The organism is Acetoanaerobium sticklandii, from assembly GCF_000196455.1.
Lineage (GTDB): Bacteria > Bacillota > Clostridia > Peptostreptococcales > Filifactoraceae > Acetoanaerobium > Acetoanaerobium sticklandii.
In genome coordinates, this window is record NC_014614.1 from 1,716,673 (window position 1) to 1,728,463 (window position 11,791).

The 11,791-nt window shown below is 32.0% G+C and carries 10 protein-coding genes; 4 read left to right on the forward strand and 6 right to left on the reverse strand.

All coding sequences use genetic code 11. The annotated features are described in order from the left end of the window. Positions 1-240 precede the first annotated feature (240 nt). On the forward strand, positions 241-1,170 hold the full coding sequence (locus CLOST_RS08065; protein ID WP_013361801.1) for a chemotaxis protein: 930 nt from the start codon (positions 241-243) through the stop codon (positions 1,168-1,170). A 203-nt stretch (positions 1,171-1,373) separates the two neighbouring features. Here CLOST_RS08065 and CLOST_RS08070 read toward each other — a convergent pair whose 3' ends face one another. Next, on the reverse strand, positions 1,374-1,808 hold the full coding sequence (locus CLOST_RS08070; protein WP_013361802.1) for a dUTP diphosphatase: 435 nt from the start codon (positions 1,806-1,808) through the stop codon (positions 1,374-1,376). A gap of 283 nt (positions 1,809-2,091) precedes the next feature. On the opposite strand from CLOST_RS08070, the gene CLOST_RS08075 reads away from it, so the two are divergent. Continuing rightward, positions 2,092-3,549, forward strand: coding sequence for an alanine/glycine:cation symporter family protein (locus tag CLOST_RS08075; protein ID WP_013361803.1), 1,458 nt, complete (start codon positions 2,092-2,094; stop codon positions 3,547-3,549). 53 nt (positions 3,550-3,602) lie between these two features. Here CLOST_RS08075 and cuyB read toward each other — a convergent pair whose 3' ends face one another. From cuyB to CLOST_RS08095, 4 genes are all read right to left on the reverse strand, one after another. Next, positions 3,603-4,343, reverse strand: a complete 741-nt coding sequence (gene cuyB, locus CLOST_RS08080) for a cysteate racemase (RefSeq protein WP_013361804.1) — start codon at positions 4,341-4,343, stop codon at positions 3,603-3,605. Then, complete coding sequence (locus CLOST_RS08085; protein ID WP_013361805.1) at positions 4,330-5,880, reverse strand: Mur ligase family protein; 1,551 nt, start codon at positions 5,878-5,880, stop codon at positions 4,330-4,332. Before CLOST_RS08085 ends, cuyB begins: the two co-directional genes overlap by 14 nt. Before the next feature lie 27 nt (positions 5,881-5,907). Beyond that, a complete protein-coding gene (locus tag CLOST_RS08090; RefSeq protein WP_013361806.1) occupies positions 5,908-7,089 on the reverse strand; it encodes a carboxylate--amine ligase in 1,182 nt (393 codons plus the stop codon). A gap of 125 nt (positions 7,090-7,214) precedes the next feature. Next, entirely contained in the window at positions 7,215-7,715 is a 501-nt protein-coding gene (locus CLOST_RS08095) for a shikimate kinase (RefSeq protein ID WP_013361807.1), read from the reverse strand. Between the two features lie 98 nt (positions 7,716-7,813). Here CLOST_RS08095 and aroD point away from each other — a divergent pair, with 98 nt between their 5' ends. After that, entirely contained in the window at positions 7,814-8,578 is a 765-nt protein-coding gene (aroD, locus tag CLOST_RS08100) for a type I 3-dehydroquinate dehydratase (protein ID WP_013361808.1), read from the forward strand. Here the strand turns inward: aroD and mscL are convergent. After that, a complete protein-coding gene (gene mscL / locus CLOST_RS08105; RefSeq protein WP_013361809.1) occupies positions 8,549-8,953 on the reverse strand; it encodes a large-conductance mechanosensitive channel protein MscL in 405 nt (134 codons plus the stop codon). The genes aroD and mscL overlap by 30 nt on opposite strands. A gap of 168 nt (positions 8,954-9,121) precedes the next feature. Here mscL and CLOST_RS08110 point away from each other — a divergent pair, with 168 nt between their 5' ends. Further along, complete coding sequence (locus tag CLOST_RS08110; RefSeq protein WP_013361810.1) at positions 9,122-11,776, forward strand: calcium-translocating P-type ATPase, PMCA-type; 2,655 nt, start codon at positions 9,122-9,124, stop codon at positions 11,774-11,776. Positions 11,777-11,791 lie beyond the last annotated feature (15 nt).

The following is an 11,791-nucleotide window of genomic DNA, read 5'->3' on the forward strand; positions in this document are numbered from 1 at the left end:
TAATTATTATTTTATACTATTGATTTATTTTACTATTAATTATAATATTACCATAACCTTTTTTATTTATTAATTTATTACTATTATACACTAAAAAATAACTTAAATGTTTAATCTTTATTTAGATTAAACATTTGTTGTAAAAATTTATTAACTGGGTATATTTAAATCATATCAATAGTAAAAAACAACTAAATTCATTTTTAAAAATTAATAAACTATTATTTAGGAGGGAATACCATGACAGAAGACAAAAAAGGGATATTGCTTGAAACGGGAACAGGAGAGCTTGAAATTCTTGAATTTACTGTAAAAAACACACATTATGCAATTAATGTAATAAAAATCAAAGAAATATTGGAGATTGATTATGTTACAAAAGTTCCAAAATCAAATCCAGCCTTAATAGGCTTAACTATGGTTCGTGGTGATGTAATTCCTCTTATAGACATGAATTATGTACTTGAAAAGGAATTTACTCCTATTAATGGAAAAATTAAAACTCTTCTTTGTGAGTTCAATCAATTGAAAGTTGCTTTTTGCGTAGATGAAGTTCATGGTATTCATAGAATCGGCTGGAATTTAATAAAAAAACCAGATATGGTCATTGAAAATAGTGATTCTTTAATAATAGGAAACATAACCCTAGGAGAAAGGATCATAATGCTGTTAGACTTCGAAAAAATTGTAACTGATATTGCTCCTTCTACTGGTATAAACGAAAGCCGTATAGGAAATATAACCAAGAAGGACCGTTTAGGTATAAAATTGATTCTTTCTGATGATTCTCCTATGATACGTCAGCTTTTAGATGATGTATTAACTAAAGCAGGCTTTGGTAATATGAAATTTTTTAATGACGGTCAGCAAGCATGGCATTATTTAGATAACTTGGTAGAAGAAAAAGGAGAGCGTTTTATTGAAGATGTTCAAATATTAATTACAGATATAGAAATGCCTCAAATGGATGGCCATACACTTACAAGAAAAATAAAAGAACATAAAATACTAAGAACGCTTCCTGTAATAATATTCTCATCTCTTATAACTGATGATTTAAAGCATAAAGGCTTATCAGTAAAGGCTGATGCTCAGATGAGTAAACCAGAGGTTGAAAACTTAGTAAATGTTATTGATAAACTAATAGAAAAAATTAATAACGAAAGCTAACAAATTGATTTATAAACTTATTTCATTGTAATTTAAACTCCATCAATTATAGATATCATTTATTAATTACAAACTTCATGAACCTTGTTTTACTAACATTAATAAAGAGATTGAATTTTAAGCGTCTTGCTAATTTTCAATCTCTTTATTATATCAACAGTAAATTTCAGTAAAATTATTTAAAGATACTATTTCATATTTAATTATTTTACCCCTGTGCTTCCATGACCACCTCTATTTTGGTTTTGTAATTCATTGACAAACAAAACCTTAACAACTTCCATTTGTCTAACAATTCGGAACTGACAAATCCTATCTCCTTTTTCAATTACAGTATCTCTTAGTGCATATGCAGGAAAGAACCAATAGTCTTCATTTCCACTGTATGTGTTATCAATTATTCCCATTGAGTTAGTTTGTATAATCCCATAATTTTTAAACGTTGAGCTTCTAGGCAGTATATGCGCCTCAAATCCTTCAGGTAGCTCTAATGCGAATCCTAATGGTATGAGTTTAAAATCTCCTTGTTTCATTTTTATGCGCTCTGCAGTTCTCAAATCTATCCAATTTGATTTTCCTTCTATAAATTCAAATTCTTGCTGAACACCTTCTTTTAGCTTAACTTTAATTTCTAACATATGAAACCTCGTTTCTTTTTTTAATATTAATATATATAATAATATTTTACATGAAAAACTGTTAAGATAATATATTAAAATGTCAAGTTTATTATATCTTCGTACCTATTTTTTTCATAAAAAAAGTTTTTTTATGAAAAATTTTGCTTACTTGATTGACTAATACTTATACAAAATGATAGAATTCACTTGTAGCAATTATGAAAACTTTCAGAAAATGACATTTTTTCTTAAAGCACACTTCATAATTATTACAAATTTGAACTTATAAGGAGGTACGTGTATGCAAGGAATCGTAGATTTTCTTAACGGTATTATTTGGAGTAACGCACTTATTTATTTATGTCTTGGTGCGGGAGTTTATTTTTCAGTAATCTTAAAATTCCCACAGGTGAGATTAATCAAGGACATGATTCACCAAATGTTAAATGGTGAAGCATCAGAAAATGGAGTTTCTTCATTCCAAGGCTTTGCTATGGCTCTTGGTGGAAGAGTTGGTACAGGTAACATCGCTGGGGTTGCTACAGCAATCGGAACTGGTGGTCCTGGAGCAGTATTTTGGATGTGGGCAATCGCTTTCCTTGGAGCAGGTTCAGCTTACATAGAGTCAGCTCTTGCACAGGTTTATAAAGAAGAAGTTGACGGCGAGTATCGTGGAGGTCCTTCTTACTATATTGAAAAAGGACTTGGAATCAAATGGTATGCAATTCTATTTGCTATTTGCGCTATATTTGGAGTTGGGGTATTTTTACCAGGAGTACAGGCTAACAGTATAGCAAGCTCAATGAACACTGCATTTGGAATCTCTCCTGCAATAACTGGAGCTATCGTAGTTGCTCTTCTAGGATTCATCATCTTCGGAGGAACAAAGCGTATAGGTAAAGCTGCTGAGCTTATAGTTCCATTTATGGCTATTGCTTATATCATAGTTGCACTTATTATTATATTCATGAATATCACTATGCTTCCTGATATAATTTCTCTTATTTTCCGTTCAGCTTTTGGAGCTGACGCTGCATTTGGTGGTATCTTAGGAACTGCTATTCAGTGGGGAGTAAAAAGAGGTATCTACTCAAACGAGGCTGGACAAGGTACAGGACCTATGGCTGCTGCTGCTGCTGAGGTTTCTCACCCTGCAAAGCAAGGTTTAGTTCAAGCTTTCTCTGTATATGTTGATACATTATTTGTTTGTTCAGCTACAGCTTTTATGATTCTTATCACTGGTATGTACAATGTTAAAGATGGAGCAGATGGCTTCATAGTAGAAAACCTCCCTGGCGTAGAGATTGGACCTGCTTACACACAAATGGCAGTAAATACTCTTATCCCTGGTTTTGGTCAAGCTTTCGTAGCAATCGCACTTTTCTTCTTTGCTTTTACTACTCTACTAGCTTACTACTACTATGCAGAAACAAACGTTGCTTACCTTTTCAAAGGTTCAAAAAATCACAAAACATATTTCTTAATTACTAAAATCGCTCTTCTTGCTATGACATTCTTTGGTGCAGTTAGAACAGCTGATTTAGCTTGGGCAATGGGTGATATCGGTGTTGGAGCAATGGCTTGGTTAAATATTATAGCAATAATACTATTAACTAAGACAGGTGTTGGTACCCTTAAGGACTACGAAAAACAGAAAAAAGAAGGAAAAGATCCAATCTACGAGCCAGAAACTCTTGGCGTTAAAAACGCAGATACTTGGAAAGTTATCGCTGCTAGATACAAAAAGAAAATTTCATAATTTAAATTTATAAAGTAAAAAACGGCTTGCATTTATGCAAGCCATTTTTTACTTTAGTATTTATTTTCAACAATAGCCTCTATTGCTACATCCATAGGATCGATTAACGGAATATCAAAATGGTAAGAATTTAAAACAAGTCCTATCTCTGTACAGCCAGCTATGAGCATCTGAGCTCCATTTTTTATCAAAATTTCACCAGTTTCAACTAGCATATCTATTGGTTTCCCTTCGATTACTCCACTTTTTATTCCGTACTGTGGAGAATAAATAGCCTGCATTACTTTGTTTGTTTGGATATCTTCATCAGGATAGATTAAATTATAATCACTTAGATATTTATCGAACAATCCAGTTCTTAGAGTTCCGCTTGTTGCTAAAATACCAATACTTTTTATGTCAGGATAGTTAGTTTTTATATAAATATCAAGTTCTCTTAATGCGTTTAATATTGGAAATTTTACACTTTCTTGAATATCATCTATAAAATAATGAGCTGTGATACAAGGAATACAAGCAACATCTACTTTTGCACATTCAAGTGTTTTTGCAGTCTCTATAAGAGCTGGAACTGGATTTTCTCCGTTCCCGAAGATTGCACTAGTTCTGTCTGGAATTTTACTATTGCTATCCATAATCACTCTAAAATGATCTTGATCTGTTTTTGAAGGGGTAGCTTTTATTAGCTTAAAGTAGAAGTGTGCAGTAGCTTCTGGCCCCATCCCTCCAAGAATTCCTATTATTTTATCATTCATTGCTGTAACCTCTTTCTTATTATCTTTACTCAATTCCACACACTCTATGCTTTAGTGGTTCAAATAATTCATCCTCAGATATAGATGGATTCATTATTTTTAGTTTTTTAAGTGCTATACTAGCGCCATAATCCATTCCTTGGCAACCAGCAAGAAGAATTACATCATCTTCTTTAGCCCTATTTAAAGCTTCACCAATAGCATCAGAAAGATGTTCATATAACTCAAGCTTTAACTTCGAACTATTAATAATTTCGCTAAACACTGCTTCTTCTTCATCAGTCACTATATCTTTTTCTGTTGTGTAATCTGCACTTTTAGTAGCAATAATTTCAGATAAATTAAGCTTTTTCGCCCATGTAACTATTGCCTGAGCATTTTCATTATTTACAATAGGCCCTCTTGAACCTCTTATGGCATATACAAGATGTAATTTATTGTATTTCATAAAATTAAGTGTTTCCATAGTAACATCTATATTTCCAGCATTTGCAAAATGATCATCGATTATTTTAAAATCATTTTCATATATAAACTCAAATCTTCTTTCTACGCCTTTAAAGTTTAAAAAACTTTCTTGTATTACATCTATAGGTACCTTGCAAATTAGTGCAGCAGCAATTGCCGCCATAGCATTATATACGCTGTGATATCCTGGCACTGAAAGGGATATCTCGAAGCTCTGATTCATATATAAATATCCATTTATTGAAAATAGTTTAGAAATTTCTACTGTAAATTTACCTCTTCCTGATGATAAATCAAGATTTTTGCACAGTATCATAGCATTATCATTATTAACTCCATAAGTAAGTACATTAGCCTCAGTCTTATTAACAAGAGATGCAGCTTCTTCACAATCCATATTGAGTATAGCCCAGCTACCCTTCTTTGCATTAGTAATCAAACTCGATTTCAATGCTACATAGTTTTCAAAGGTTTCATGAAGATCAATGTGCTCTCTGCTAATATTGTTAAAAATAACGATGTCGTAATCAATCCCAGCAATCCTGTCAAGCTCAATAGCAGACGAAGACACTTCCATTGTTACATGTGTTAAACCATTTTCTTTCATTCTGTATATATAATTTTGAAGATCTAAGGACTCTGGTGTTGTTAAATCAGAAGCTATTTGTTCATCTCCTACTTTTATAAGCACTGTCCCAACAAGTCCAGTTTTAAAATTATTATTTTCTAGAATATTATCAATCATAAAGGCAGTTGTGGTTTTACCATTAGTAGCTGTTATTCCAATCATCTTCATAAATTTTGAAGGGTGATTATAAAAATTACAGGCACATAGAGCTAGAGAATGTCTAGCATCTGAAACTAAATATTGAGGAATGTCAATATTATCTTGAATGCTTTCCACAACAGCCCCTACAGCTCCTTTGTTTTTAGCATCTAGTAAATACTTATGCCCATCTGTCTTATATCCTTTGATACAAAAGAATAAATCTCCCTCTTTAACCTTAGCAGAATGATAAGCTATCCCCTGAATATTATGGTCATGGCTTAAAGGTCTGTTTTCCTCTAAAATTTCAATCCCTTTCAATAAAGAAGCAACGTCCATCATTATAATTCTCCTCACGTAAAATTAAGCTTACCTAAAAATTTTTTTGGTTAATTTTTTTGAAATACTTTTGCTAAAAGCAAAAAACGGCTTAGGATCTGAATAGTCCCATATAGCATATGCTTTAGGTTTAAAATATGATTTTATAACCTGAGATAGTTTCAGCTGTTTTGTCTTTAGATATCCTCTAACAGCAAAGAAATCCTCGTAAGCATACCAAAACACTAGCCCAGTATCCTTTTTAAGCTCAAAATGTGGCTGAGGCTTTCCTATTAGTTCAGAATATGTTAAGTATGGCATGTTTATCCCTGCCTTATACAGCAAGCTATTTAAATTAGTTATTCTTACATTTACCTCTATTAAGTAAAAATCACCTGTTACTGCATCTTTTTTAAACTCAATTTCCGCAAATCCTTTAAAACCAACATTTTCTAAGAATTTCGCTCCTATATCATAGAGCTCTTGAACATATTTCTGCCCAGTATATACAGAGGCTCCAAAATTTATAGGATACTGTCTAAATTTCTGGCAAGTCATCCAGTTTGTAACTTTTGAATCCTGATTTAAGTAAGCATCAAAAGTGTACATATGGTCGTCAAATCCTGGAATTATTCTTTGTACAATTACTTCCAGCTTTTTCTCATGTACTTTTCTTACTGCTTCAAGCAATTCTTCCTTGCTATTAACCTTAAACATCTTTCTTCTAAAAACCGACACAAATGATGGAGAATCAGTAGGCTTAACAATACATGGATAGCCAATTTGCTTGTCTACTTTATCTAAATAATCCTCATCGCTTACATAAACTGTTTCTGGAACTTTAACAGAATTTTTTACTGCAAGAGCGTGAAGCTTCTCTTTATCCATAAGATTAGTGTAAATTCCCTGCTGATTCTGAGGAATAAGGTAATATTCTCTAAGCTCGTAGAGATACTCATCTACAAACTCAACATATGGATCAGCACAAGGAATCAGCACAGGTTTTAGAGTTTGCTTTGATGCATAATCTATTAAAAACTGTAAAAACTCTTTAGGTTGTTTTTTATAGTGTGGACCGATTAATTTTTCCTTACAATATTTTGATTCAAAAGCATAAGAGCCTTCATAGCTATAATCTACAGCCGCTACTTCAACACCCATCACACCTAGACATCTTATTGTACTTAAGCCTATATAATAATTAGCACCTAAAATAACTGCTTTATTAGACACGGTAATCCCCCTAAAATAGATTCTAATATAATTATCAACACTTAAATATATCTTTTCAAACTAATATTTTATCATGAAAATCTAATCTATAAAACCCTATAGTAAATATAGTTTTTCTTTGGCAATTAAAGATTGATTATTAAGCTCTTCACTGAGTTAATTGCATAATCATAATCATTATTATTTTCAATTATGTAATCAGAATACTTTTTATATAATCCTATTCTTTCGTTATATATTTTTATAAGAGCTGTTGGATTATCCTTTACTAGTGGTCTATTATTAACATCAATTTCCTCTAATATTTTTTCTGGATTTCTATCAATAAAAATTATACTGTATCCATTATTCTTCAATATTTCAATATTACTTGAGTCAAGAATAATCCCCCCACCGCAATCTATAATACAGCTTTCATTAATAACAGCATTTTTTAATACTTTTGTTTCAATTTTTCTAAAATACGGTTCCCCAAATTTCTCAAATATATCGGATATGCTTAAATTGAGTTCCTTTTCCACCATCTTATCAATAGAAACAAGCATAAGAGCTAAGTCTTTTGAAATGTCATTAGCTATACTGCTTTTTCCACATCCCATCATTCCTATAAATGCTATTTTTTTCATTTTCTTTACCTCATTTATAATTATTATTTTTAAAACATTGTCCAATCAAAATTAACATGTTAAAATAATGAAAATTTATGTAAATCTAGGAGAATAATATGAAAATCGAAACTACTAAAAAAATTCTAATAAAAAACATTGAAATCGGGGGAAGCAAAACCCTAATCTGTACTCCTATAACACCCTCTACTCTTGAAGATTTTGTTGCAGATATCGACGATGCTCTATCTCAAAATCCAGATGTAGTTGAGTGGAGATTAGATTACTTTGGCAATCTCAGTTCATTAGATTATGTATATAATACCCTAACTTCAATTAAATATAAACTAGCAAATACAATATTTATCTTGACTCTAAGAGATAATAAAGAAGGCGGAAAATGCGCTCTTTCTCAAGAAGATAAGCTCAAAATAATTCAAAACGCCCTAAAAACAGATACTATCGATATATTAGATATAGAACAAATTCAAGGAAAAGATTATATATCTTCAGTTAAACAAATGATTGACAACACTAATACGAAGCTTATACTTTCTTATCACAACTTTGAGTTTACCCCAAATAAAGAAGAAATAGTTCAAAAAATAGAAAAGGCCCTTGAATTAGGGGCCGATATTCCTAAAGTAGCATATATGCCACATTCTAGTGAAGATGTACTTTGTTTATTAGATGCTAGCCTTTCATGTAGAAAATTATTAGAGGCTCCTATAGTAAGCATCTCCATGGGTGACCTAGGAAAAATTTCTAGAGTATATGCAGGACAATTTGGCTCTGACATTACTTTTGCCTCTTTGAAAGACTCAACTGCTCCAGGTCAAATCAAAATTGATGATTTAAAGAGAGCTTGGACCCATCTTTTTTAATTCGTCCCTGATTTCACTTAATAGCACAACTTCTTCACTTGGTTTTGCTGGTGCTGCTTCTTTTGGTTTAGCTTTTAATTTATTTATCATCTTAATCATTATAAAAATAGAAAAAGCAATGATAACAAAATCAACTAAATTTTGAATAAATTGACCGTAGTATACAGCCAGTTCTGGAATCTCTCCTTGAGCTGGCTCAATTATATATTTAAGATGCTTGAAATCAACGGTTCCTGTTATTATTGATATAACCGGCATTATAATATCATTTACTAGGGATGTAATTATCTTACCAAATGCTCCTCCAATAATAATCCCCACTGCCATATCCATAACATTTCCACGCATAATAAATGTTTTAAATTCCTTTAACATGTCCTTCATCCTTCCTTTTCTTGAGTTTCTTAAATAATATCATTATAAATCCAACTATATAATACCCTAAAAATATCTGGTTAAAAACTATTCTATAAGGTAGATATAATTATATGTACTAAAATTATTTTATTTACTCATTAATATAACTAATCAAGAGGTGATATTATGTGGTTTACAAAAGAAATTCAAGATGTTCTAAAGGAATATGATTCGAATGAAGCGACAGGACTTTCCAGTCAAGAAGTAAAGCTTCGATTAGAAAAATATGGTGAAAATAAATTAAAATCTAAACCTAAAAAAAGCTTTTTTCAACTATTCTTATCTCAGCTTAAGGATATGCTTATATATGTTTTGCTAGGAGCAGCCGCTATTACTTTATTTATTGGTGAGTATGTTGATGCAGTGATAATACTTCTTGTTGTAATTCTTAATGCAGTTATAGGTGTGGTTCAAGAGTATAAGGCCGAAAAAGCTGTTGAGGCTCTGCAAAAATTATCTAATCCAAAGGCCCTAGTTAAAAGAGATGGTCAAACCTTAGAAATCCAGGCCCTTGAATTAGTCCCTGGAGACATAGTAATTTTAGACGCTGGAAGATTCGTCCCCGCTGATTTGAGATTAATTGATTCAGCTAATCTTCAAATAGAAGAATCTGCACTAACCGGTGAATCTGTCCCTTCTGAAAAAAGTGCATCTGAAATATATCCTAACCTTAAAACTCCACTGGGTGATCAAAGTAATATGGCATTTATGTCTACGATAGCTACCTATGGCCGAGGTGAAGGAATAGTAGTCGCGACTGGTATGAATACTGAAATTGGTAAAATAGCTCAAATACTAGATGAAGATAATAATGAATTAACTCCTCTTCAGGTAAGGCTGGAGGAGCTTGGCAAAACCCTAGGGTACATTGCTATAGGAATATGTATCTTGATATTTGCAATCGCATTAATCCAAAAAAGAGATTTATTTGAAATGTTTCTTACAGCAATTAGTTTGGCTGTAGCAGCCATACCAGAAGGATTACCAGCAATAGTAGCTATTGTTTTAGCTATAGGCGTTACTCGTATGTCTAAAATCAACGCTATAGTAAAAAAACTGCCAGCTGTAGAAACTCTTGGCTCAGTAAACATTATTTGTTCAGACAAAACCGGTACCTTAACTCAAAATAAAATGAAAGTAATGAAATATTATACTCTAGATAATTTAAATGAAGTTGATGATAATAATGAAATAAATAATCCTGATTCAATAAAACTAGTTCAAGGAATGATACTTTCCTCAGATGCCACCTATGAAAATAACGAAGGCACTGGTGACCCCACTGAGATTGCCCTAGTTCAACTAGGCGACCACTATGGTATAATCAAATCTAAATTAAACGAAACCTATCCTAGAGTAGGAGAAAAACCATTTGACTCTGATAGAAAGCTCATGTCTACATTAGTAAAATCAAATGATAAATTTCTTGTTTATACTAAGGGAGCTCTCGATAGTTTGTTAAAAATTTCAACTCATGTAATTAAAGATGGTAAATCCATTCCACTTACTGAGAATTATAAATCTGAGTTCATAAAAACAAGCGAGGAGCTTTCAAATAAAGCTCTACGTATATTAGCACTTGCATATAAAGAGGTAGAAACTGAAATATCCTCTGATGAAATGGAAAATGATTTAACTCTTATAGGTATTGTTGGAATGATGGATCCTCCTAGACTTGAGGTAAAATCATCAATTGAAACAGCTAAAAAAGCTGGAATTACTCCTATAATGATTACTGGCGACCATAAAACTACAGCGTTTGCAATAGCTAAAGAATTGGGTATTGCAGATGATATATCCCAGGCTATTATGGGAACTGAAATTGATGAATACACAGATGAAGAGTTTTCAAAGCTTATAAATAAAATTAAAGTATTTGCTAGAGTTTCTCCTGAGCACAAAGTAAAAATAGTTAAAGCTTTTAAATCTCAAGGAAATATCGTATCTATGACTGGAGATGGTGTAAATGACGCTCCTTCACTTAAAACAGCTGATATAGGTGTAGCAATGGGCATAACTGGTACCGATGTATCAAAAGGCGCTAGTGATATGATATTGACCGACGATAACTTTACTACAATAGTTCATGCAATAGAAGAAGGACGAAATATTTATAACAACATAAAAAAATCAGTAGTGTTTTTATTATCCTGTAACCTTGGAGAAGTCGTAACCATACTGCTATCCATATTATTTTTCTGGCCTGTACCACTTCTTCCAACTCAAATTTTATGGATAAATCTAATAACTGATACCTTGCCAGCCATTTCACTTGGTATGGACCCTGGTGATAAAGATGTTATGAACAAAAAACCAAGAAACCCTAAAGAAAGCTTTTTTGCCCACGGAGCTGGTCCAAGAGCTATAATGGGTGGTATTTTAATTGGACTATTGACCTTAGGAGCCTTCTTTTATGGACTTTACGAGCATGGTTATACACTCGGCTCTAGAAATATTCCAGAAGATGTTTTGACATATGCTAGAACTATGGCATTTGTTGTACTTGCAGCTTCACAGTTATTTTATTCACTTGCAATGAGAAATCCAACAAAATCAATATTCCAAATCGGAATATTTAGTAACCTTTATTTAATTGGAGCTATAATTATAGGTTTTATACTTCAATTCAGTGTGATTTCTATACCATTTTTAGCAAATGCATTCAAAGTTCATAATATAAGTATTCAGGATTGGGGATTAGTTATATTATTTGCCCTTATCCCTCTTATGATAAACGAAATAGTTAAAATCTTTCTTAGAAAAAGAGAAGCTCGTATTTAAACCTAGCCAATAAAT

What these genes read in the sequence shown, in the direction of transcription:
- CLOST_RS08070 (WP_013361802.1), bottom strand. Translation starts at nt 1,808, where the DNA reads ATGTTAGAAATTAAAGTTAAGCTAAAAGAAGGTGTTCAGCAAGAATTT.
- CLOST_RS08065 (WP_013361801.1), top strand. Translation starts at nt 241, where the DNA reads ATGACAGAAGACAAAAAAGGGATATTGCTTGAAACGGGAACAGGAGAG.
- CLOST_RS08095 (WP_013361807.1), bottom strand. Translation starts at nt 7,715, where the DNA reads ATGAAAAAAATAGCATTTATAGGAATGATGGGATGTGGAAAAAGCAGT.
- aroD (WP_013361808.1), top strand. Translation starts at nt 7,814, where the DNA reads ATGAAAATCGAAACTACTAAAAAAATTCTAATAAAAAACATTGAAATC.
- CLOST_RS08110 (WP_013361810.1), top strand. Translation starts at nt 9,122, where the DNA reads ATGTGGTTTACAAAAGAAATTCAAGATGTTCTAAAGGAATATGATTCG.
- CLOST_RS08075 (WP_013361803.1), top strand. Translation starts at nt 2,092, where the DNA reads ATGCAAGGAATCGTAGATTTTCTTAACGGTATTATTTGGAGTAACGCA.
- CLOST_RS08085 (WP_013361805.1), bottom strand. Translation starts at nt 5,880, where the DNA reads ATGATGGACGTTGCTTCTTTATTGAAAGGGATTGAAATTTTAGAGGAA.
- mscL (WP_013361809.1), bottom strand. Translation starts at nt 8,953, where the DNA reads ATGTTAAAGGAATTTAAAACATTTATTATGCGTGGAAATGTTATGGAT.